Source organism: Mycoavidus sp. HKI (assembly GCF_020023735.2).
Taxonomy (GTDB): domain Bacteria; phylum Pseudomonadota; class Gammaproteobacteria; order Burkholderiales; family Burkholderiaceae; genus Mycoavidus.
The window spans coordinates 726,682-749,142 of sequence record NZ_CP076444.2; the positions used below are offsets into that span (position 1 = coordinate 726,682).

General features: G+C 50.9%; 19 protein-coding genes and 1 tRNA gene. 17 read left to right on the forward strand and 3 right to left on the reverse strand.

What is annotated here, in order from left to right; all coding sequences use genetic code 11:
• Positions 1–157: 157 nt before the first annotated feature.
• Positions 158–5,893, forward strand: coding sequence for a pentapeptide repeat-containing protein (locus tag KMZ15_RS02990; RefSeq protein ID WP_258134761.1), 5,736 nt, complete (start codon positions 158–160; stop codon positions 5,891–5,893).
• A gap of 181 nt (positions 5,894–6,074) precedes the next feature.
• Positions 6,075–6,159: transfer RNA gene (locus KMZ15_RS02995), tRNA-Leu, on the forward strand.
• A 286-nt stretch (positions 6,160–6,445) separates the two neighbouring features.
• On the opposite strand, the gene KMZ15_RS03005 is transcribed toward KMZ15_RS02995, so the two are convergent.
• Positions 6,446–7,009: a TMEM165/GDT1 family protein gene (locus KMZ15_RS03005; protein ID WP_223694046.1), complete on the reverse strand. Its 564-nt coding sequence runs from the start codon at positions 7,007–7,009 to the stop codon at positions 6,446–6,448.
• A gap of 165 nt (positions 7,010–7,174) precedes the next feature.
• On the opposite strand from KMZ15_RS03005, the gene KMZ15_RS03010 reads away from it, so the two are divergent.
• The 13 genes from KMZ15_RS03010 (at position 7,175) to KMZ15_RS03070 (ending at position 18,169) form a co-directional block, all read left to right on the forward strand.
• Positions 7,175–8,227, forward strand: a complete 1,053-nt coding sequence (locus tag KMZ15_RS03010; protein ID WP_223694048.1) for a methionine ABC transporter ATP-binding protein — start codon at positions 7,175–7,177, stop codon at positions 8,225–8,227.
• Between the two features lies 1 nt (position 8,228).
• On the forward strand, positions 8,229–8,870 hold the full coding sequence (locus KMZ15_RS03015) for a methionine ABC transporter permease (protein ID WP_223694050.1): 642 nt from the start codon (positions 8,229–8,231) through the stop codon (positions 8,868–8,870).
• A 13-nt stretch (positions 8,871–8,883) separates the two neighbouring features.
• Positions 8,884–9,684 carry a MetQ/NlpA family ABC transporter substrate-binding protein gene (locus tag KMZ15_RS03020; protein ID WP_308710505.1) on the forward strand — a complete coding sequence of 267 codons (801 nt, stop codon included), beginning with the start codon at positions 8,884–8,886 and terminating at the stop codon, positions 9,682–9,684.
• A 62-nt stretch (positions 9,685–9,746) separates the two neighbouring features.
• A complete protein-coding gene (locus KMZ15_RS03025; RefSeq protein WP_223694052.1) occupies positions 9,747–10,496 on the forward strand; it encodes an electron transfer flavoprotein subunit beta/FixA family protein in 750 nt (249 codons plus the stop codon).
• Positions 10,497–10,541: 45 nt separating this feature from the next.
• Positions 10,542–11,489, forward strand: a complete 948-nt coding sequence (locus tag KMZ15_RS03030) for an electron transfer flavoprotein subunit alpha/FixB family protein (protein WP_223694054.1) — start codon at positions 10,542–10,544, stop codon at positions 11,487–11,489.
• A gap of 337 nt (positions 11,490–11,826) precedes the next feature.
• Entirely contained in the window at positions 11,827–12,129 is a 303-nt protein-coding gene (locus tag KMZ15_RS03035) for a helix-turn-helix domain-containing protein (RefSeq protein WP_223694056.1), read from the forward strand.
• Positions 12,126–13,430, forward strand: coding sequence for a type II toxin-antitoxin system HipA family toxin (locus KMZ15_RS03040; RefSeq protein WP_223694058.1), 1,305 nt, complete (start codon positions 12,126–12,128; stop codon positions 13,428–13,430). The genes KMZ15_RS03035 and KMZ15_RS03040 overlap by 4 nt, the downstream gene beginning before the upstream one ends.
• 136 nt (positions 13,431–13,566) lie before the next feature.
• Entirely contained in the window at positions 13,567–14,688 is a 1,122-nt protein-coding gene (locus KMZ15_RS03045; RefSeq protein ID WP_223694060.1) for a PA0069 family radical SAM protein, read from the forward strand.
• A 136-nt stretch (positions 14,689–14,824) separates the two neighbouring features.
• On the forward strand, positions 14,825–15,076 hold the full coding sequence (gene rpsP, locus KMZ15_RS03050) for a 30S ribosomal protein S16 (protein ID WP_223694062.1): 252 nt from the start codon (positions 14,825–14,827) through the stop codon (positions 15,074–15,076).
• Between the two features lie 50 nt (positions 15,077–15,126).
• Entirely contained in the window at positions 15,127–15,741 is a 615-nt protein-coding gene (rimM, locus tag KMZ15_RS03055) for a ribosome maturation factor RimM (RefSeq protein WP_223694065.1), read from the forward strand.
• A 55-nt stretch (positions 15,742–15,796) separates the two neighbouring features.
• On the forward strand, positions 15,797–16,573 hold the full coding sequence (gene trmD, locus KMZ15_RS03060) for a tRNA (guanosine(37)-N1)-methyltransferase TrmD (RefSeq protein WP_223694067.1): 777 nt from the start codon (positions 15,797–15,799) through the stop codon (positions 16,571–16,573).
• A 156-nt stretch (positions 16,574–16,729) separates the two neighbouring features.
• Entirely contained in the window at positions 16,730–17,119 is a 390-nt protein-coding gene (gene rplS, locus KMZ15_RS03065) for a 50S ribosomal protein L19 (RefSeq protein ID WP_223694071.1), read from the forward strand.
• Positions 17,120–17,224: 105 nt separating this feature from the next.
• Positions 17,225–18,169, forward strand: a complete 945-nt coding sequence (locus KMZ15_RS03070; protein ID WP_223694073.1) for a CobD/CbiB family protein — start codon at positions 17,225–17,227, stop codon at positions 18,167–18,169.
• Between the two features lie 5 nt (positions 18,170–18,174).
• Here KMZ15_RS03070 and rsgA read toward each other — a convergent pair whose 3' ends face one another.
• Positions 18,175–19,068 carry a ribosome small subunit-dependent GTPase A gene (rsgA, locus tag KMZ15_RS03075; RefSeq protein ID WP_223694075.1) on the reverse strand — a complete coding sequence of 298 codons (894 nt, stop codon included), beginning with the start codon at positions 19,066–19,068 and terminating at the stop codon, positions 18,175–18,177.
• Complete coding sequence (locus tag KMZ15_RS03080) at positions 19,065–20,315, reverse strand: M48 family metallopeptidase (RefSeq protein ID WP_223694077.1); 1,251 nt, start codon at positions 20,313–20,315, stop codon at positions 19,065–19,067. Before KMZ15_RS03080 ends, rsgA begins: the two co-directional genes overlap by 4 nt.
• Before the next feature lie 102 nt (positions 20,316–20,417).
• On the opposite strand from KMZ15_RS03080, the gene orn reads away from it, so the two are divergent.
• Both orn and pmbA read left to right on the forward strand, forming a co-directional pair.
• Complete coding sequence (orn, locus tag KMZ15_RS03085; RefSeq protein WP_223694079.1) at positions 20,418–21,023, forward strand: oligoribonuclease; 606 nt, start codon at positions 20,418–20,420, stop codon at positions 21,021–21,023.
• A 64-nt stretch (positions 21,024–21,087) separates the two neighbouring features.
• Positions 21,088–22,446, forward strand: coding sequence for a metalloprotease PmbA (pmbA, locus tag KMZ15_RS03090; RefSeq protein ID WP_223694081.1), 1,359 nt, complete (start codon positions 21,088–21,090; stop codon positions 22,444–22,446).
• Positions 22,447–22,461: the final 15 nt, after the last annotated feature.

Below are 22,461 nucleotides of genomic sequence, written 5' to 3' on the forward strand. Positions count from 1 at the left end.
CGACAGACCAAGAGGCTCGCGTATCATCATCTAGTGCCAATCATGCTCCTAGCGCACTTGACCCTAGCGGAAGCCAGCGGACGAAACATCGAGGCAGGTTTGCCCAAGTGGGCGCTGCGTTGAAACACTTAATAGAAAATAACAGGGGGGACATGATGTGTTAGGCAATATCTTTTCGTCATCACGGAGCGCGCTCTCACCACAGAAAACACTAGACCTTGCTAACTGTTATTTAGAGAATGCCCGCAAGGCCAAGGACCTCGAAATAGCTTTAGTGTTATGCGACGACGCGGAAGCCTCGTTATCTCAGATGAAAAGAGCTTTGAGAAAAGCGCATACTCCTGAGACCCTAGCAGATCAAACCCTGCGGACTAAAATCGGTACCGTTTATTTCGAGCACGGCAAAGTGTTAGAAAACTTAGGTCACTCCGATAAGGCGCAGGTCAGCTATAAAAAAGCAGAAAAGTGGGGATATGTCCAGGAGCAAGCCAGGCCGATTGTTTCCTCTCGTCCCAGCAGCACGTTTGAGTCGATTAAAGGCGGATTCCATTCTCACCCCGCTTCAGCCACGCCCCAACACGCCTCCACAGCAGATAATAAGGGCAGTCTGGGCCGCAATATCGCCCAGATTCCTGCCCATATTTTTGCGCAGAATGTGTCTGCACCGGTTGAGCGCTATGACTTACCGCAAGCAGATGACCACTTCACCAGCACCCCCCAACTTGTGTACTGCTTGAGCCTGTTACCCAGTGTCTCGTTAGAGCATAGATCCCTCAATGAAAAAGAAAGTGACTGGTCACAGGCCCTAGCAAAAGATGAAGTAGAACAAAAAAGGCTCCGTAGCCTGGCAACCAATTTGATCCGGGAATTCATCGAGGATCCACTCCAAGAGGCCACCACCGTAGCCGAAATGGTGTACCTGGCCCCAGTTCTCGAGCAGGAGCACTTTAAAAAGCTCATAGCACAGTGTGTAGATGGCATAAATCAATCAGTCTTGTTGGATTCTCCTTTACTGGAAGGACTGGCTCAACTGATTCAACATACGACTCCTGGTTATTTAACGGAAGATGATTTAGCAAAAATATTAAAACTCTTAGATGCACGTTTAGAAGATACCCATGGGCAGTCTACGGACCCTATTTATCAATTAACGCGCACGGTATCGCACGTATTGGATGCGATGGCCGATAGCCACGTCATGGGCGTAAAACGCGAAGCCCTCCATGCTCCGCTCTCTGCGTATCTAGAAGGGTTAAAGAGTAGCGATGACCCATATCTCGTCTACCAAGCCGCCTATGCCGCTCAAGCTTTGCTATACGTGCCCAATGATGAAATGCTATTGGACGCGGTGCAACGAATCGGAGGAAAAATATTGGGGGGTGCCGCAGAGATAGTGAGTGCCATCAAAGGCTTTGACCTGAATGGTTTCATAGACGGCTTAAAGAGTATTCAAGAGGGAGTAGGCGGGATCGTAATCGCCGCTAAAACCCTCAAGGAAGGCTATGACACGGTGATGTCATTGAAGGAGAGCGGGCAAAGTTTTCTTGAAAGCCTGCAAGAAGGATACAGTTTTGACCGTAAAAGTGCATGGTATCCCGCCTTGCAAGTCGCCGATCAGTTGCTACAAAAAGGGCGGCTCGCAGACTTCAAAGAGTTGGTGTGCGCAGCACCCTGTCGGCGCGCTTCTGCTTTTCAGTGGGGGGTATGCGAACGCTTAGCGCAACTGGCTGCTAATCCGCTGTGGGATGCGGGCATACGGCAAAGCGCGTTGGACTTTTTAGGTGCGCTGTATAAAGACGATGCGACGTGGGGGCACCACGCCAACGTCAAGCAATGGATTATTAAGATTCTAATGCACCTAGCCGATTCGTCTGAGCGTACGCTAAAGAGCAAAATTTCCCTTAAAGCCTCGGAAAAGTCGTTTGAGATAGCAGTAGCGGCCAAAACTCTGCTTAAAGCGTTGAAAAAGAGTGAGGATGCTAAGAAACAAAAGCTTTATGAAGACTGTATAAAAGAGGGCAAAGGCCGATGTCCCTATACCCTGAATGTAGGACCACCGCTGCTCGCTTCGCCATCCTTGTTAGACCGCATTCAGAATAAGCCTGACGTCGAGACTGACTTGCGCAAGCTCAAACGTCAGCGCTTAAAAGAACGGAGTGGCGGCGTGTATGTCTCCCCACAAGCCAAGCATAGCCTAAAAGCGCGCGATACAGCACTGTTTGATCTAACCCAAAAGGTCAACGACTTTCTGGATAATAATCAAAAGGTGATGTTGCTCTTAGGCGATTCCGGTGCGGGTAAATCGACCTTTAATCGGGCGCTCGAAACCGCCCTCTGGGACGTCTATGAGACAGCGGAAGACCCGAGCATCCCCCTCTTTATTAACTTGCCTGCGATTGACAAGCCAGAACAGGATCTGATCCCCAAACAATTACGCAAGGCAGGCTTTACCGAACCGCAGATTAGAGCGTTAAAGGAGCATCACAAATTTGTCTTGATTTGTGACGGCTATGATGAGAGCCAACAAACCCATAATCTGTATACCAATAACCTGCTAAATCAGCCAGGAGAATGGCAGGCGCAGATGGTGATCAGCTGCCGTAGCGAATATATTGGCCTCGATTATCGGGATCTCTTTCAGCCGACGGACGGCCATTACCAGGATGAATCGACGCTTTTTCAGGAAGCGGTCATCACCCCATTTTCCGAGGGGCAAATTAAAGATTACGTCAGGCAATATGTGTCCGTGATTAGACCGCTCTGGCAGGAGAGTGACTACCTACAGGCACTTAAGGGTATCCCCCATTTACAAGATTTGGTGAAAAATCCCTTTCTTTTAACCCTATCCCTAGAGGTGCTCCCTCGCTTGGTGGATCTAAGAAAAGAGTTTTCTACGGTCCGCTTAAGCCGCGTTGCGCTCTATGACCAGTTCGTGGAGCAATGGCTGGAGCGTGGTAAAAAACGATTAGGCAAAAAAGAATTAACCGGTCCAGAAAAAAAAGCCTTTGAAAGTTTAGCAGATGAAGGGTTTACGCAGAACGGCATCGTTTTTTTGAAAAACTTGTCGGCCGCTATTTATGAGCATCAAGCGGGGCATCCGGTGGTCGAGTATTCGCACTTTAGAGATCAAGAAACGTGGAAAGAGGCCTTTTTTAGCCGAGAAGATGAAAAACACCTGCTGCGTGAAGCCCTGCCGTTAAACCGCAGTGGCAATCAGTATCGATTTATCCATCGGTCGTTACTGGAATACGGGGTGGCCCGCGCGGTGTTTGAACCGCAAAATAAGGAGCACGCAAAGAAAGTTGCCTTTAAGCCAGCTCTGGCCCGTCGAGGCAGCGTGAGTTCCATCTTAAGTTTTGAAAGCCAAACCGCTTCGAAAGAAGCCACTATAGCCGTTGAGCAGCCGGTGCTCGATTCGCCTTTGGCGAAGAAGAATTTCGTCGGTGAGCCGTCCGTTCTGCAATTTTTAGTGGAGCGCGTTCAACAAGAGCCTTTGTTCAAGCAACAGTTGCTCGCAGTGATTGAACGTTCAAAAATAGAAAGAACAGACAACCCGCTACGCAACGCAGTGCGTAAGGCCGCGGCCAATGCGATCACGATCTTGGTGAGAGCGGGTGTGCCATTTAATGGCGCGGATTTACGGGGCATCCAGATTCCCGGGGCGGATCTGAGTGAGGGCGAGTTCGATTCTGCGCAGTTGCAAGGGGCCGATTTAAGAAAGGTCAATCTTCGCGCTATCTGGCTGCGCCAAGCGAATTTGAGTGGCGCGCAGATGACCGGCGTGCAGTTTGGCGAATGGCCTTTTATCCAAGAAGAGGCCGGCGTGCTGGCCTATGCATATTCACCTGATGGCGATGCTTGTGCCATCGGTCTGAGTAACGGAAACATCAATCTTTATGATACAGCAAGTCAGGCAAAAATCTATGCCTTACGCGGCCATGCCGACGCCGTTAGGAGTGTCGCGTATTCATCGCAAGGTGGGCAGTTCGCTTCTGGCAGTCGGGATACTACCGTGCGGCTGTGGGACGTAACAACAGGCACTGTGCGCCACACCTTACGCGGCCATACGGATGAGGTAAATAGCGTAGCCTATTCACCGTCAGGGGATCAACTCGCCTCTGGCAGTTGGGACAATACTGTCAGGCTGTGGGATGTGAAAACGGGTACCTGCCTGCGCACTTTAGACAAACATGGTGATAGAGTCTTGAGCGTAGCGTATTCACCGCAAGGGGGGCAACTTGCCTCTGGGAGTTGGGACGATACCGTCAGGCTGTGGGATGTGAAAACCGGCACTTTGCTCCACACCTTACGCGGACATACTCATGGGATCAATAGCGTAGCATATTCGCCGAAAGGGGATCAACTCGCCTCTGCGAGTGCTGACAGTACAGTGATGCTGTGGAATGTAGAAGGCGGCACTTGGCTTCGCACCTTAAGCGTCGAGGGCCATGCCCTTGTCGTTAATAGCGTAGCGTATTCGCCGCGAGGAGATCAACTCGCCTCAGGGAGTTGGGACAATACCGTCAGGCTGTGGGACGTAGAAACGGGCACTTGCCTACGCATCTTAAGCGGGCATAGTCGTAACGTTACGATCGTAGCCTATACACCGAAAGGGGGACTAATCGCTTCTGGTAGTGCAGATGAAACAGTCCGGTTGTGGGATATAGAAACGGCCGTTTGGCGCTCCATCTCAAACGGCCATACTGATTGGGTTAACAGTGTGGCGTATGCATCCCAAGGGGATCTGATCGCCTCTGGCAGTGATGACGAGACCGTGCGACTGTGGGATAGGGAAACGGGCGCTTTACGCCACACCTTACGTGGACATGCTAAGTGGGTAAATAGCGTAGCGTTTGCACCGCAAGGCGGGCAGATCGCCTCTGGCAGCTGGGATAATACCGTGCGGCTGTGGGACGTAGAAACGGATTCTTTGCCTCGTATCTTAAGCGAACATACGGATAGAGTTAGGAGCGTAGCGTATTCACCGCAAGGGGATCAACTCGCCTCTGGAAGCCACGACTGCACCGTGCGGCTGTGGGACGTAAAAACCGGTACTTTGCGCGCCACCTTAAGCGGCCATACGGATAGAGTTATGAGTCTAGCCTATTCACCGCAAGGGGATTTGATCGTCTCTGGCAGTGATGACCAGACCGTACGGCTGTGGAACGTAACCACGGGCACTGTGCGCCACGTCTTACACCAACATACGAGTTGGCTTAGGGGCGTGGCCTATTCACCGCAAGGCAATCAAATTGCTTCTGGCAGTAATGACCAGACCGTGCGGCTGTGGGACGTAGAAACCGGCGCTGTGCTCCACATCTTAAAAGGACATACTAATTGTGTTAGAAGCGTAGCCTATTCACCGCAAGGAGATTTGATCGCCTCTGGCAGCGATGACCATACCGTGCGGCTGTGGGACGTAAAAACGGGCCAGTGTCAGGGGGAGGTCAAATGTTTTACCGGGCCAGTCATGAGTGTCGCTTGGAATGCGAGTATCAATGGGACGTATTTAGTGACCGGCGGTGCCGATCACTCGGTCCGCCGGTGGGAGATAAAAAAAGAGGCGGAAAAAGATAAGGTGATTTTGTGCTGGAGTTCGACACATCACGTGCTTACCGTGACGGATACATCCATCGAAGGTGCACACGGCTTAAGTGGGATAAAAAAGCAACTCTTAAAGCAGCGCGGGGCAATGGGTGAGCCGGCTTTACGCTTCCACCAGACAACTAGGCAACTAAGCGGCGTGCTATCCGCGGCAGCTAAATTCAAGCAGCTGGCAAAACCTAAAACGTTGGATGCCCTCCCTGCAGCACTATCCAGTCCATCGATCGGAGAGTCAGTCAGGTCAGGACAATCGGTAAACGCGCAGTCCGTACCTTCTAATCTTGCATGAGGCTATCATCGCTAGCGGATCAATATTGACTATTTGGCTTTCTCTGTCGGCAACCTTGAAAAATCGACTGCGAACGCGCAACCCTCCGAATTTAGCGGAAGGTTGCGCGGAGCAAAAATAGCCAAAAAATTAAATAGGCATATGCCGCACATCCTTTATTTATGGTACTATGCGCCCCATTGCCCAGGTGGTGAAATAGGTAGACGCAGGGGACTCAAAATCCCCCGCCGCAAGGCGTGCCGGTTCGATTCCGGCCCTGGGCACCAAGTAAACATAAGGGTTTCAGCCCGATAGAGCTTTTTTAGCTTATTCTACAAAATTTTATTTTGTAGGCGTCACCATCCTTCCTCTTTTGCGCACGTAGTGCTCTGTCATCACCACGCTACTATGTCCTAATAAAGCCTGCGCTTCCCGAATACGTGTTATTACCAGTTCCGCATGTCCGAGTAGGGAACAGCTGATGAAGCAACCGGTTTCATCGGGTTCGATTTCTCCCGTGGAACAGAGATTCAAGCAACTTCTGGTCGCCCCCACCAAATCGATACTAGCTCATCAAATTTTAAGCATTGCCATCACACCAAGCACACCAAATATGCCTGCAGCAATCGCATGTACCCAACGCTGTGGCAGCCGGTGTGCAAAGCGGTCACCTAGTAAAATAGCCGGGACGTTCGCCAGCATCATGCCAACCGTTGTGCCTAGCACGACGCCCCAAAAATCATGGAAGCGGGCGGCCAGAGCGATCGTCGCCAGTTGTGTTTTATCCCCTATCTCAGCAATGAAAAAAGCGATTAACGTGATGCCAAAGATGCCGAGCTTGCCTGCCTTATATTCTTTTTGCGGGCCGAGTTTATCAGGCACAAGCATCCATACGCTCATGCCAATAAACGAGATGGCCAGCGCCCAGCGCATTAATTCAGGCGTAAGCCGAGCGCCTAGCCAAGCGCCTAGCGCGCCGGCTAGGGTATGATTGACCAGGGTCGCAGCCAGTACGCCGAGAATAATCGGCCACGGTTTACGGTAGCGGGCAGCAAGAACCAGGGAGAGTAATTGCGTCTTATCGCCTATTTCGGCTAGCGCCACGGTGCCAGTCGAAATTAAAAAAGCAGTTATCACAGTGGTTCCTAAGCCTTGTGTTGATTTCAAAAATGATGCGCGGCTTGCCAGCGCCTAGTTATAAAACTTAAACTAGTAGGGTTTTTCATCTTTAGCTTGCTTAAGCTTAAGCAGGCTGCCATTATCGTGTAGATCAAATATGTTAACACTTTCGCCGTTCTGGTTATGATTGAGCTTCACCACATTACACAGCGCTTTGCGGGTCCCAAGGGCCCAATTGAGGCCTTACATGACGTCAACCTAACGATTGCTGCCGGTGAGATATTCGGCATTATCGGGCGTAGCGGTGCGGGTAAGAGCACACTGATTCGGATTCTTAATCTACTCAGTCGCCCCGCAGAAGGGCGCGTTATCGTTGCCGGGCGCGATTTAACGGTGCTTACGCCAGATGCATTGCGCACGGCTCGCCGCGATATTGGGATGATCTTTCAGCATTTCAATTTATTATCCTCGCGCACCGTGTTTGACAATGTTGCGCTGCCGCTTGAACTTGCGGGTATGCGTCGTACCGCAATCGAGGCAACGGTACTGCCTTTGCTCGAATTAGTTGGCTTGAGTGCGCAAAAAGACCGTTACCCGACACAGATTAGCGGTGGACAAAAGCAAAGAGTAGGGATTGCACGCGCACTGGCAAACCGGCCGCGCGTGCTTTTATGCGACGAAGCAACTTCCGCCCTTGACCCTGAAACAACGCGTTCTATTTTAGATTTACTTAAGCAGATTAACGACGAGCTGAAACTGACGATTGTGTTAATTACGCATCAGATGGATGTCATCAAGGCAGTCTGTGACCGCGTAGCGGTGTTGGATGCTGGCCGCATCCTTGAGGTAGGGCCAGTGCGAGAGGTGTTTTTGCAACCACAACACGAAGTCACTCGCTTATTATTGGGTGAAACGATCGGGCATGAATTGCCGCCGGCACTGAAAGCGCGTTTGCGCGCGCAAATGAATGAGCGTAACCAGGGCGAGCAGCGCCATCATCTATTTAGACTGGCCTTTGCGAGCAGCGGTGTCGATCAACCCGTGCTCTCAGAAACGATGCGGCATTATGCGATGGTCGATTTTAATATCTTGCATGGCCGGATTGACGAGGTCCAGGGGCAGCCCTTTGGATCTTTAGCTGTGCTTGCGAGTGGCGCTCCAGTCAAAGTCGCTGAGGCCGTTGCATTTTTACGGCAGCGCGGGGTGCTTGTCGAGGAACTATTGGATCTAGAATAAAATGTTCAGCTTATTGGTTTTATCATTTGAAGAAACGCTACTGATGGTCGGTGTATCGGGTGTGCTGGGCGCGCTGTTGGGGGTCCCGCTCGGCGTTCTCCTTTACCTGAGCGCGCGTGATGGTGTGCTGCCAAACGTTCTGTTAAATCGTATAATTGGGCTGACGGTGAATGCCGTGCGTTCAACGCCGTTTATTATTTTGCTGGTGGCGGTCATCCCTGTCACCCGCTTGCTGGTCGGTTCTTCGATTGGCACCATGGCGGCCATCGTGCCATTAACAATTGCGGCCGCGCCATTTGTGGCGCGCTTGGTCGAAGTGGCGTTACGTGAAGTGGATGCCGGCTTGATTGAAGCTGCGCAGGCAATGGGCGCCAGTACCTGGCAGATTATCTGCAAAGTACTCCTACCCGAAGCATTGCCTGGGATTGTGGCGGGTTTGACGGTAACTTTTGTGAGTCTGGTTGGCTATTCAGCGATGGCTGGCGCAGTAGGCGGCGGCGGGCTGGGTGACGTTGGTATTCGCTACGGTTATCAGCGTTTTCTACCTGAAGTCATGTTGGCTGTCGTATTGATATTGGTGGTTTTTGTGCAGTTGGTGCAGTCGTTTGGAGATTGGCTTGTGCGCAGGTTGAGTCACAAATAAAAGGGAGCAATTAATGATAAAATTTCGTGCTTTATTCCGGTTTTCCGTGGTTCTGGGGGGCCTGTTTCTTTCGCCGCTGTTGGCGTGTGCTGCAGACAAAATTAAAGTAGGCGTAACGACCGGCCCACATGCGCAAATGCTGGCGGTGGTGCAACAAGTTGCGGCCAAAGAACCTAATGGACTGGCCATCCAGATCATCGAATTCTCTGATTTTGTGCAGCCTAATGCCGCACTTGCTGCGGGTGACCTAAATGCAAATAGTTTTCAGCATCTGCCTTATCTGATTGCGCAGAACAAAGATCGCAACTACTCGTTGATCAGTGTGGCAAATACCGTAACGTTCCCGCTGGGGATTTACTCGGCGCGGCTTAAATCCTTATCTGAACTGAAGCCCGGCGCCAAAATTGCGTTGCCGAACGATCCGAGCAATGGCAGCCGCGCGTTATTGCTTTTGCAAAAACAGGGGTTGATTAAACTGCGTGCTGGCGTGGAGTTAGTCACACCGCTTGATATCACGGATAATCCTAAAAAACTGAAATTCATTGAATTGGATGCAGCGCAGATTCCACGGGTATTAAAAGATGTGGATGCAGCGGCGATCAATACAGATTTTGCAATGCAAGCGAAGTTGACTCCGACCCGTGATGCAATTGCCATTGAAGACCCGAAAGGACCGTATGCAAACATCATTGCCGTGCGTGCGAGCGACCAAAACAAGCCTTGGGTCGCCAAGCTGATAAGTGCGTATCACTCGCCCGAAGTGAAGCAATATATTGAAAGCCACTTTAAAGGGGAAGCGCTGGTTGCCTGGTGACAGGTAGGCTCGTGACGCTCGCTATAATATCGCTCAATTAATAGTTAGAAGGGAGTAGGTGGATGAAGGTCCTGGTAGCAGTCAAGCGGGTGGTCGACTACAACGTAAAGGTGCGTATCAAGCCTGATCATACCGGTGTTGATACTGCGCACGTGAAAATGTCGATGAACCCGTTCGATGAAATCGCCGTTGAGGAAGCCGTGCGGTTGAAAGAAGCGGGGCTAGTGACGGAAATTATTGCCGTCTCATGCGGTGTGGCGCTGTGTCAAGAAACGTTGCGCAGCGCGTTAGCAATCGGCGCGGACCGTGCAATTTTGGTTGAAACGAATGCAGAGTTGCAACCGTTAGCAGTCGCTAAAATCTTACAAGCGCTGGTCACTAAAGAAGCGCCGCAATTAATTATCCTGGGTAAGCAAGCGATTGACGATGACGCGAATCAAACGGGTCAGATGCTGGCTGCCTTAGCCGATTTACCACAAGCCACCTTTGTTTCAAAAGTGAATATTGTCGATGGCCGCGCGCAGATTACGCGTGAAATCGACGGTGGGATAGAAATGCTTTCCTTAACGCTGCCAGCAGTGATTACAACTGACTTGCGTTTAAACGAGCCGCGTTATGTGACGCTGCCAAGCATCATGAAGGCGAAGAAAAAGCCGCTTGAGATTATTTCTCCAGATGCGCTTGGCGTGGATGTAACGCCACGGCTAAAAACACTCAAAGTGGCTGAACCAGCGCCGCGCTCGGCCGGCATTAAAGTACCGGATGTAAAAACTTTAGTCGACAAACTAAAAAACGAAGCAAAGGTTCTGTAGCCGTTTAGAGCCAGGCAGTTTTTTAGATCGCGAAAAAGAGGTGACATGACAATTTTATTCATTGCAGAACACGATAATCATAAATTGAAGGCAGGCATGCTCAATGCAGTGAGTGTGGCCTCCAAGCTAGCCAACCTCACAGGGCAAGAACTCCATCTGTTGGTCGCTGGCCACCAGGCGCAAAGTGTAGCAAACGAGGCGGCGCAGATTGCTGGCGTTGCAAAAGTGCTGCTAGCGGATGCTGTGCAACTTGCTGATGGCTTAGCTGAAAATGTAAGCACGACGGCACTTAAGATCGCCGCGTCTTATTCGCACATTGTGCTATTAGCGAGCGCGTATGGTAAAAATATTGCGCCACGTATCGCCGCCAAGCTGGATGTTGCCCAGATTTCCGAGGTGATTGCCGTACTGGACGCAGATACTTTCGAGCGACCTATTTATGCCGGCAATGCCATTGCCACGGTGCACTCTAATGACTCGATAAAGGTTCTCACTGTGCGTGGCACAGCCTTTGACGCCGTGGCAGTGCAGAGCCAAAACGCCCCGATTGAAACGCTCGAGGCGGCCCCTGATCAAGGCCTCTCTCAATTTATTGGCCGCGAACTCACTGAGCTTGAGCGCCCGGAACTGACGGCTGCAAAAGTCGTGGTCGCGGGCGGGCGTGGGCTGGGTTCTGCAGAAAATTACACCAAACTGCTAGAGCCGCTGGCCAATAAATTGGGCGCTGCCTTGGGCGCCTCGCGTGCAGCCGTTGATGCGGGCTTTGTTCCTAATGACTATCAAGTTGGGCAGACCGGTAAAATTGTTGCTCCGCAGCTGTATTTGGCGGTAGGCATTTCGGGGGCGATCCAGCATTTGGCTGGGATGAAAGACGCTAAGGTGATTGTTGCGATTAATCAAGACCCTGACGCGCCAATCTTTGATGTCGCAGATTATGGTCTAGTGGGCGATCTTTTTGAGCTTGTGCCGGAGTTGGTGGCTGAATTACCCTAATAGATGACTCGCGCTCTGCTCGTCGCACAAGAGTAGCATGCGCTAGTTGAATAAAAGTTGCGTTAAACTAATACCTAAATGGGTTGGGACTACCCCGGCCGGCGTTGGGCTCTTAGGACTTTCTAAGGGCCTTTCGCTTTTCTACACTCTGGAAATATCTTCCTGCCCCTGTTTAAAATGCCTTTATAGTACTTTTCTTTAATTATTTCGTACGCTCTGTTTGCTAGATAAACTAGATAAAACCCGTTAGTGGTGGGTACACCATAAAGATTTGTTGATATAGATCATTAAATGTATTTATAATTAAGTGTCAAATTATTAAATGACACAATATTATATGTCTTATAAAGAGCTTTTTCAGCATCTGCGAACCATGCGTAAGCAAGCGGGCATCAAGACAGCGCAGATCATCGCTAACACAGGATGGTCTCGCCAGCGCTTGTCACAGCTTGAGCGCGGTGAAGTGGACGCGCAATTGTCCACCTTGATTGCGTTAGCTAATGCAGTAGGGGCAGAAGTGATGCTGGTACCTAAAGCTTTGGCGCCGTTGACTCGGGATTTCATCGCTAGCGAGGGAGCGTTATCACCGCGTACAACCAAAACGGGCATTGAGTTCTTGCTTGAGAAACCTCGCTCATGAAATTCCTGGCCATCTACCTTAACGAAACTCGAGTTGGCTTTTTGTCGCAATTTGGGGATATTTATCAATTTTTGGCAGACGATAGCTATTTAGCGGAACCGAATCGGCCCACTTTATCGCTGGCTTACACGGTTCTTGGCAACGATCAACTTACGCGTCAATTACTCACCGAACCTGCAACGATTTTAACCCGCGGTTTTGGCCGTTTGCCCCCTTTTTTTGATAATTTATTGCCGGAAGGGGTATTGCGAGAGTGGCTGGCCGCCGAGCGTCATATCGCCCTCAATGACGGTCTAGAATTATTGGCTGCAGCTGGCAATAATTTACCTGGCGCGGTCATTGTACGCCCTGAATTGCCAGCGGAAAGTGTCAAACTAAAACACTATACAAATAAAAAAAATGCCTTGCAATCTCAGGGCGTCGAAGCGCCGCTTGTAGATGCTTTTTCGCTCGCTGGCGTGCAATTCAAGCTCGCCTTATCCGCGCTTGACGGGAATCAGCGTTATACGATGCATTTCGAAGAGGGGATTGACGGTGAGCCGATTATCGGTAAATTTCCCGCGGCACAACGTAGCGATATGGTCTATACTGAGTTTTCTGGAATGGAGCTGACTCGTGTGGCTGGGATCGAAACGGCGGATTGCTGGCTAGCTCCGATCACCGCGCTAGATAAAAGGTCGCAAGTTAAAACACAGTCATCACTAGGAAAAGAGTTTTTGGCTGTCAGGCGCTTTGACCGAAAAGCGGGCGGAGGCCGTGTTCATATCGAAGATTTCTGTCAGGTGTTGAGTATGGCGCCTGAACGTAAATACGGTAAACCGGCTGATTATGAAACACTGGCCGCTATACTGCTACGTGCCGCCGCAGATGGAGAGCAACAAGTTGAAGCTTATATACGTCGGCAGGTCGTCAATACACTGCTAGGCAATACGGATGCACATTTAAAAAATTTTTCACTCATCTACCGTAATGGCTGCAGTCCGGAATTGGCGCCAGCCTATGATCAAGTTCCTGTGTTTCTGTATTTTGATGAGACTCCAACTCTCGCCATCAACAAAAAAATCGATGCAATACTCACCGCACAGACTCTGAAGACTTACCGTGAACTCTTCAAGCAACTGGGTTTAAGTCCGGCTTTAGCGGCGCAGATTGTCAAAGATACGGTTGAGCGGTGCCTAGCATTATGGCCAGAGGCAATGCGCCATTTGCCGCTGACTGTTAAGCAACGCCATAAAATTGAACATCGGATAAACCATTTGCCGTTAGTGCTAGAGATTCTCAGGCGTCGCTCATTTAAATAACGCAGAATTGAAAGATCTTCTGCCCAAATGCGGCACCCATCCTGCCACCTCCCAGAATGGCAATGTGCATAGATAGCCTTCTAGAAAAATATACTGTATATTTATACAGTATGTAATGACTAGGAACAGAGCTGCCATGAATTCTGTTAAACCGCTTATCTCGCCGCTTGCTTGGTATAAGGGGCGTGGCGCAATCACCCATCTGCCCGGGCGCTTTGAAGTAGATCAGCGCGAACCATTTGACGATGGTTGGCCATCTAATGATGCGCCAGCCCCGCTCTTACATACCAAAGTGTTCAGCGAGCAAGCAAAAAGTATCTTAACGCATAATACTTCGCCCGATCTCCCATTCAATGTCTCGCTCAATCCTTATCGCGGCTGTGAGCACGGTTGTATTTATTGTTTTGCTCGGCCTACGCATAGTTATCTAGGATTATCGCCTGGGCTTGACTTCGAGAGCCGCCTATACGCAAAAGTTAATGCACCGCAATTGCTTGAGCGCGAGCTTGCCCGGCCAGCGTATCTACCGCAACCGATTGCCCTTGGGGTCAATACGGATGCCTATCAACCCATCGAGCGTGAGCTACGCATTACGCGCCGCATACTTGAAGTGCTGCACGCTTGCGCCCACCCAGTTGGGCTGATTACTAAATCATCATTAATCGAGCGCGATATTGACTTGCTGGCGCCTATGGCGGAACGCCAGCAAGCCATGGTGGCGATCACCATTACCACACTTGATGCGGCGCTGGCGCGCATCTTAGAGCCGCGTGCCGCGGCGCCAGAGCGGCGGCTGCGCACGGTGCGTACGCTGGCGGCAGCCGGCATCCCGGTTGCGGTATCGATTGCGCCAGTGATTCCATTTGTGACCGAGCCGGAGCTTGAGCGTGTCTTAGAAGCGTGTGCAAGCGCAGGTGCTACAAGTGCGCACTATATTGCGCTGCGTTTGCCATGGGAGGTGGCTCCGTTGTTTCGGCAGTGGCTTGAAGCTCATTTTCCAGACCGTAGCCAGCGCGTCATGAACCGGGTGCAAGAGATGCATGGGGGTAAAGAATATAACGCGGAGTTTGGGCAGCGCATGAAAGGTCAGGGGCTGTGGGCAAATCTGCTGCGACAGCGTTTTGCAAAAGCAACCCGCCGGCTTGGACTGAATGGCCGCCAATATGAACAGTTAGACAGTTCGCGTTTCATCCGGCCGGTCATCAAACCTATCGCGCACGGTGATAGTTCGCAGCTATCTTTATTCGATCATGAATAGCAGATGATTTGCGATTATGGGATCCACATGGACCTAGCTCATATAAAGCTGGGTGCAAATAACCAATCTTTTTGAAACTTCGGCTATAATTACGCCCTTTGCCATTCGCGCACATCTGGTTTTTAAGGATTCTAATATGGTTATTATTCGCTTGGCACGCGGTGGCGCAAAGAAGCGCCCATTTTATAACATCGTTGTTACCGATTCGCGTAACCGCCGCGATGGCCGTTTCATTGAGCGTATTGGTTTCTACAATCCGCTCCAAACTAAAGGCGAAAGCCTGCGCTTGTCGCAAGAGCGTCTAGCGTACTGGCAGGGGACTGGCGCCCAGTTGTCGGCAGCCGTGGCACGCCTTGCAGTGCAGGCCGCTAAGCAAGTTGTTGCTTAAAAATTGTTTAGCTTGAACTGCGGCTTATACGCTCGCTGTAAAGTTTCATAATGGCGGATGCACCTGTACCGGTAAGCGCTATACCTGATGACTGTGTTGAAGTAGGCATAGTCGGAGGGGCTTATGGCGTGGGCGGCTGGATCAAAATTTATCCGCATGCACAGCGTAATCAAGGCGGCGAAGCACTTTGCAGCGCACAGCGCTGGTGGTTGGCTGAGCCTCCCGCCGGTGCCAATGGTAGCAAACCCAATCGTCAAGCAGATCGCCAGCAGGGTGTCACGGTGCTGGCGGCCAAGGTGCACAGCGGCGCAGTCGTTGCACAGCTTGCCGGCTGTAATGAGCGTGAGGCGGCGCAAGCCCTAAAAGGGCTGCGGGTATGGATTAGTCGCGCCGATTTTCCAGCGCTGACTAACGATGAATATTATTGGGTAGATTTAATTGGGCTTGAGGTTGTTAATCAGGCGGGGGTGATGCTGGGTACGGTTAGCGATCTGATCGATAACAGTGCTCATGCGATCCTGCGTATCGCTGACTTAACTTCGGACCAAGCGGGTGAGCCGGTTAACCATGAACTACTTATCCCGTTCGTTGGAGCCTATATTCATCAGGTCGATCTGGCTGGTGGCAAGATTTTTGTCAATTGGGACTTGGATTACTTAAACTAGAAATTCTAGGTTGCAGTAGCTGGTGGCACAAAGGCTGTGTGGATTAGAGGGTGCAATGCAATTTGATGCGATTACGCTTTTTCCTGAGATGTTTCGCGCCCTTACTGATTGGGGCATTACAGGGCGGGCGGCAAAGCAACAGCGTTATGTGTTGCGTACCTGGAATCCGCGTGATTTCACCACCGATCGTCATCGGACCGTTGATGATCGTCCATACGGTGGCGGCCCTGGCATGGTGATGTTGGCGCGGCCACTGTCGGCGGCGATTGCCGCGGCAAAAGCGCAGCAGGCTAAAATAGGCGTGACCCCTCGCGTGATCCTGCTGTCGCCGCAAGGAACACCGTTAACGCATGTCGGCGTAATGCGGCTGGCGGCTGAAGCGGGTTTGGTGTTTTTATGCGGGCGCTACGAAGGCATTGACCAAAGATTAATCGACACTGAAGTCGATGAAGAAATTAGCGTCGGTGATTTTGTACTGTCTGGTGGCGAATTGCCTGCGATGGCGCTGATGGATGCTGTGATCCGTCAGTTGCCCGGTGTTTTGAGCGATGCGCAGTCTGCGATCCAAGATAGTTTTGTGGATGGTTTGCTCGATTGTCCGCATTACACGCGTCCAGAAGAATATAATGGCATGCATGTACCTGAGGTATTATTAGGGGGCGATCATGCGGCCATTGAAAAGTGGCGGCATAAGCAAGCCTTAGCGAGCACGCTCACAAAACGGCCTGATTTAATTGAGGCTGCGCGTTTGCAACAAACGCTCACTGAAACGGATCAAACCTGGCTGGCCGATGCGCATTTTCATCTGCGTGTGCCTGAGTCTTTAGGGTAACAAATAACGTATCTCTAATGCTTGATTCAGCATTAGAGAAGCGATAGGCGGTGTCACATTTGATGTGGCGCCATTTTTTAGCGTCATCCTCTGCCAAGGCCATACTTAATTTTAAGGTGTGCATACAACGTTGGTACGATGATTTTGGAGTGAGTAATGCATTTAATTGAACAGCTCGAGAAAGAAGAAATCGAGCGTGTGATGGTCGGTAAGACGATCCCGGATTTTGCCCCGGGTGACACTATTATTGTCAATGTCAATGTGGTTGAAGGTAGCCGCAAGCGTGTCCAAGCTTACGAGGGCGTGGTGATTGCCAAGCGTAATCGTGGCCTGAATTCATCGTTTATTGTCCGCAAAGTTTCATCGGGCGAAGGCGTTGAGCGGACTTTTCAGACTTACTCGCCTTTGTTGGCAAGCATCGTTGTTAAGCGCCGTGGTGCGGTGCGTCGCGCGAAGCTATACTATCTGCGCGAGCGTTCTGGCAAATCTGCTCGGATTAAAGAAAAGCTCACCTTCAGAAATCGTTCGGCGGCACCTGCAGCCTAGAGCGAAGTTTCGGCTTATCGGAAAAAGCACCCATAGCTCAACACTCTGGGTGCTTTTTCTATTTCATGGCATTTGTAGAATTTAACTCGAGGCGTGGTTTTTGGCATGACTTTTTTCTCCATATTGCTCGCTCTTATGCTTGAACAGGCACGCGCATTGTCGCTGCAAAACCCTGTTTCTAGGTTGCTGCGTTACCATGCAACTACCATTAAACACAGCTTTGATGCAGAAGGTGCAACCAAGCGGAGTGCGCTCGCCTGGCTCGCGGTTGTGTTACCGTGGACGCTCGCTGTTGGCTTGGTGTATTACGTGTTGTATAACATCCACTTTGTGTTTGCCTTTGCCTGGAATATCGCGGTTGTCTATTTCACCCTCGGCTTTAGGCAATTTAGCCATTACTTTACAGACATCCAGCTGGCCTTAAATAACCATGACATCGTGCGGGCCCGTGAGATCCTCAATCAATGGACAGGTATTGACACGACCGCTATGCCGGCGAGTGAAATTGCTCGCCATACGTTGAGTCATGCAGTGATTGCGTCTCATCGACATGTATTTGGCGTTTTCTTTTGGTTTTTGATCCCGTTTGGACCTGCCGGCGCCGTTTTATATCGAGTGAGTGAATACCTAGCACGGCTATGGGCCGAATCCTCTACGGTAGATCAGCACCATGCGCCACTTGCCCGCTTTGCGCAGCAAGCTTTCTTTATTATTGATTGGATTCCAGCTAGGCTGACTGCACTTGGTTTTGCGATTGTCGGTAATTTTGAGGATGCGCTTTATGCCTGGCGCAACGAGGTGCGGCGGCCTGCTGAGACCAACGATGCTGTTTTGTTAGCGGCCGGTAGTGGTGCACTAGGCGCTTGCCTAAGAGGACCCAGTGCTGAACCGTCGAGCATAGATGTACTCTCTACCGATGAGCCGCCAATCTCCGTGGGTGAGGAGTGTACGCCGGCGATGTTGCAATCGGCGATTGGGCTTGGCTGGCGGGCAATGGTACTGTGGATGTTACTGCTGCTGATGCTCACGATTGCGGTTTGGTTGGGGTGATTTCCTCACCGCTCTTTTTCAGCCAGCAATTGCATATAAAGCGAATGCCGTGCAGGCGCAATTTCCCCTCTTTTTAGCGCAGCCAACACTGCACAACCCGGTTCATGCAAGTGGCGGCAGTTATAAAAACGGCAGCCCGCAAGAAACGGTTGGAACTCTCCAAATGCGCGCTCAAGCATCCCTTCGGATAAATGATGCAAGCCAAATTCTTGAAAACCTGGCGAATCAATCAAAGCGCCGCCGTCAGGCAATCGATAGAGCCGGGTAAGCGTTGTCGTGTGCTTGCCAGTCTTTAACGCAGTCGAAATCTCACGCGTTGCGGCTTGGGCTTCAGGCACCAATAAATTCACCAATGATGATTTACCCATGCCTGATTGGCCTAACAAGAGTGTTGCTCGGCCTGCAAGCCGGCCCGCAAGGTGTTCATGGGTGGCTTGTGGTTGCGCATGAACGGAAACTTCAAGCACCTCGAACCCCAACTTTTGATACAAGTGTAGTCGCGCGCGTGCGCTGGCTAGCATAGTGGTTAAGTCGGTTTTATTTAATACAATAAGCGTAGTCAGTTCGTGCGTTTGTGCGGCCAGCAATGCGCGACCGAGCATTTCTTCACTAAAGTACGGCTCGGTGGCTAGCACAATCAGCAACTGATCAAGATTAGCCGCTAAATATTTTGATTTAAATGCATCCGAGCGATACAGTAAATTACGACGCGGCAGGATTTCAAGAATCACGCCTTGATTATTTGAGCGGCGTTCGCAGATGACCTTATCGCCGACTGCCGCGTCATTTTTTTTGCCGCGCGGAAACCCTTGTAATAGGCCACCATTATTTTCTAACTCAATTAAATAATGGCGGCCATAGGCCGCAGTAATTACGCCACTTTCGAGGGGAGCGCTCATGTCGTTGCCAAGAGCCGTTCGATACGCTGTGCTGCTGGCGGGTGTGAGTAATAGAAAGTGCTATAGATCGGGTCTGGAGTTAACGTCGATGCATTATCCTCATAGAGCTTAACCAGTGCGCTCACCAGTTCATGAGGATTGGTTTGTTGGGCTGCAAACGCATCTGCCTCAAATTCATGCCGGCGAGAAAGCAGGCTGTTCAGTGGACCTAAGAAAAAAAGAAAAACTGGCATCATCAAAAAGAACAAAATAAGCGCTGCGCCATGATTGTTGCCAGTAGTGAGCACGGGCGTCACGCCCAGGCTGCTATAAAACCAGCTGTGCTGCACCAGCCAGCCAAATAATGCCAGTAATCCAAAGCTGATGGCAAAGGTGATGACAAGTCGTTGTGTCACATGGCGCCGTTTAAAATGCCCTAATTCATGCGCTAGCACTGCCTCCACTTCATTGCCCGATAAGCGGGCCAGCAGAGTATCGAAAAAAACAATCCGTTTAGCTCTACCAAAGCCGGTGAAATACGCATTGCCGTGAGCTGAACGGCGGCTGCCATCCATCACAAATAAGCCTCGTGCGGCAAAGCCACAGCGTTTGAGCAGCGCCTCAATCCGGCGGCGCATGGTTTCGTCGCGCAAGGGCTCGAATTTATTAAACAGGGGCGCGATCAGCGTCGGGTAAATAATCAGCGCTAGCAGGCTAAATGTAGCCCAAACTCCCCAGGCCCACAGCCACCAAAAACGACCTGCTTGCTCCATCAGCCACAGCACAATAAAAAGCAGCGGCAAGCCAAAAACAGCGCTCAGTACGAAGCCTTTGAGCGAATCGACAACAAACAGTGTTTTTGTCATCCGATTAAAACCAAAGCGTTGCTCAATCGAAAAATGACGAATATAGTCAAAAGGCAAGTCAATTAAGCTAAGGAGTACGATCACGCTGGCTACCAGGGCAATTTGTCCGGCGTAACCATGGCCAAGCAAGCCGGCAAGGGTTGTGCTTAATGCTTGCAGCCCGCCGAGTAGGGTGAGCGCAATGAGAACGATTGCACCGGTCACGGCTTCAGCGCTGGCAAGATGGGTGCGTGCCACGGTATAGTCAGCCGCGCGCTGATGGGCAGTCAGTGAAATAGTCGGCTCGAACTGCCTAGGAACTGCGCTGCGATGGAATGCGACATAACGAATTTGGCGCGCAGCAAGCCATAATTTCGTACTGACCATCGCAATTAACGCTAGCATAAAAAATATAGTCAGCATATAGGGGCTATCCGTTAGATTGAGTGTGCGAAAATGGTAAGTTGAGATTTTCGCCGATTTGGCGCTGCTCTGCCTAAAAACTTTAAGAGAACGATACCGATCATGCTTAACCCCAATGTCTCTAAGAATACTCAGGCTGATACGACAGGCCTTGCGCGTAGTGAGTTTAACCTTATCTGGCTTGATATGGAAATGACGGGTTTGCAACCTTCAACCGATCATATTCTTGAGATCGCGGTGGTGGTTACCGATTCAAATCTAACGACGGCGATAGATGGACCGGTGCTGGCGATTCATCAAACGGATCTGATCTTAAGCGCGATGAATCAATGGAATCAAAAGACTCATGGCGGTTCAGGTCTAATCGAGCGTGTGCGTGCTTCCACCATCGACGAGTCTGAAGCGGCTAGACAGATCAGTGAGTTTATAAATAATTATGTGCCGCCAGGCAAATCGCCGATGTGTGGTAATTCGATCTGCCAAGATCGTCGCTTTATGGCGCAATGGATGCCTGAGCTTGAGGCGCTTTTTCATTACCGTAATCTTGATGTGAGCACCGTGAAGGAACTCTGCCGCCGTTGGCAGCCGGCAATTTATAAGGGTTTTCATAAACGTGGGCTGCATACGGCACTGGCTGATATTCATGAATCAATTGATGAACTGAAATATTACCGGGAGCATTTTATCCGGTTGTCAGCCGCAAATTAAAAAATGTAAAATCGCAGAATAGTATTCCATTTCATTCTTCACCCCGAGCTGAGTTGTATTCAATATGGTCGCCAAAACACATTTTTTCCCGCGTACGCAAGAACAATTAAAAGAAATCGCTTCGGATATTTTGCACTACGCTAAACAGCTGGGGGCGTCTGATGCGGTTGCAAGCGTTTCCGAAGGCGACGGTTTATCCGTGACGGTACGCTGTGGCGAAGTCGAAACAATTGAGCATAACCGTGACAAAGGTGTGGCTGTTTCTGTGTTTATCGGTAAAAAATCTGGCCAGGCGAGTACCTCGGATTTTATGCCGCAGGCGCTGCGTGACACCGTAGCTGCAGCCTATAATATTGCGCGCTTTACGGCTGAGGATGAATGCGCTGGGCTGGCAGAGCAGGAGCTACTTGAGCATTCACCGCTGGCGCTTGATCTATATCACCCATGGCAACTCGGCGCAGATGAAGCGGCGGCAATCGCGCGGCGGGCCGAGCAAGCAGCCTTTGCTACGGATGCTCGGATTAGCAACTCGGAAGGGGCCAGCGTATCTGCGCAACACGAGCATTCTGTGTTGGCGACCAGCCAGGGTTTTTTAGCGGGCTATCCGACTTCCCGCCATTTTATTTCATGTGCGCCGATTGCCGACCGCGCTCAGCATATGCAGCGGGATAGTTGGTATACCTCAAAGCGTAGCGCGAGCGATCTGGCGGCTCCTGAAGAGGTCGGCCAATATGCGGCTCAGCGTGCGCTGTCAAGGCTTAGAGCGCGCTCCCTTAGCACGCGTCAATGCCCGGTGTTGTTTGATGCGCCGCTGGCAGCAGGCCTGATCGGCGCCTTTGTGCAGGCGGTGAGTGGTGGTGCACTGTATCGTAAGATGACATTTCTAGTCGATAGTCTCGGCCGTCAGGTTTTTGCGCCACATATTCGCTTGCTGGAAGACCCCCATCTGCCGCGGGCAATCGGGAGCAGTCCATTTGATGCGGATGGAGTGCGTACGCACCGGCGTGAAATAGTGCAAAACGGTATTGTGCAAGGCTATTTTTTATCGACGTATTCGGCGCGTAAATTAGGGATGCAGACTACGGGCAATGCGGGCGGCTCGCATAATCTTGCGCTCCAAAGTACGCTGACCCAGCCAGCAGATAATTTGCCGGCGATGTTAAAAAAACTGGATACAGGGCTTTTTCTCACCGAATTGATGGGACAAGGCGTGAATTATGTGACGGGCGATTATTCGCGAGGTGCGGCTGGATTTTGGGTTGAAGGTGGGGAGATTCAATATCCGGTTGAGGAAATTACCGTGGCGAGTACCTTGCAACAGATGTTTCAGCAGATCGTGGCGATTGGTGCGGATACCTTTATATATGGCGCTAAGGAGACAGGCTCAGTGTTGCTTGAGCAGATGACGGTTGCTGGGCATTGAGGGGTAGCAAAGGTT

Coding starts and splice junctions, on each gene's coding strand:
- KMZ15_RS03025 (WP_223694052.1), top strand. CDS start 9,747: ATGAAGGTCCTGGTAGCAGTCAAGCGGGTGGTCGACTACAACGTAAAG.
- orn (WP_223694079.1), top strand. CDS start 20,418: ATGCTTAACCCCAATGTCTCTAAGAATACTCAGGCTGATACGACAGGC.
- rimM (WP_223694065.1), top strand. CDS start 15,127: ATGGCGGATGCACCTGTACCGGTAAGCGCTATACCTGATGACTGTGTT.
- trmD (WP_223694067.1), top strand. CDS start 15,797: ATGCAATTTGATGCGATTACGCTTTTTCCTGAGATGTTTCGCGCCCTT.
- KMZ15_RS03045 (WP_223694060.1), top strand. CDS start 13,567: ATGAATTCTGTTAAACCGCTTATCTCGCCGCTTGCTTGGTATAAGGGG.
- KMZ15_RS03020 (WP_308710505.1), top strand. CDS start 8,884: ATGATAAAATTTCGTGCTTTATTCCGGTTTTCCGTGGTTCTGGGGGGC.
- KMZ15_RS03030 (WP_223694054.1), top strand. CDS start 10,542: ATGACAATTTTATTCATTGCAGAACACGATAATCATAAATTGAAGGCA.
- KMZ15_RS03010 (WP_223694048.1), top strand. CDS start 7,175: ATGATTGAGCTTCACCACATTACACAGCGCTTTGCGGGTCCCAAGGGC.
- KMZ15_RS03070 (WP_223694073.1), top strand. CDS start 17,225: ATGACTTTTTTCTCCATATTGCTCGCTCTTATGCTTGAACAGGCACGC.
- KMZ15_RS03040 (WP_223694058.1), top strand. CDS start 12,126: ATGAAATTCCTGGCCATCTACCTTAACGAAACTCGAGTTGGCTTTTTG.
- KMZ15_RS03015 (WP_223694050.1), top strand. CDS start 8,229: ATGTTCAGCTTATTGGTTTTATCATTTGAAGAAACGCTACTGATGGTC.
- rplS (WP_223694071.1), top strand. CDS start 16,730: ATGCATTTAATTGAACAGCTCGAGAAAGAAGAAATCGAGCGTGTGATG.
- KMZ15_RS03080 (WP_223694077.1), bottom strand. CDS start 20,315: ATGCTGACTATATTTTTTATGCTAGCGTTAATTGCGATGGTCAGTACG.
- KMZ15_RS03035 (WP_223694056.1), top strand. CDS start 11,827: ATGTCTTATAAAGAGCTTTTTCAGCATCTGCGAACCATGCGTAAGCAA.
- rsgA (WP_223694075.1), bottom strand. CDS start 19,068: ATGAGCGCTCCCCTCGAAAGTGGCGTAATTACTGCGGCCTATGGCCGC.
- pmbA (WP_223694081.1), top strand. CDS start 21,088: ATGGTCGCCAAAACACATTTTTTCCCGCGTACGCAAGAACAATTAAAA.
- rpsP (WP_223694062.1), top strand. CDS start 14,825: ATGGTTATTATTCGCTTGGCACGCGGTGGCGCAAAGAAGCGCCCATTT.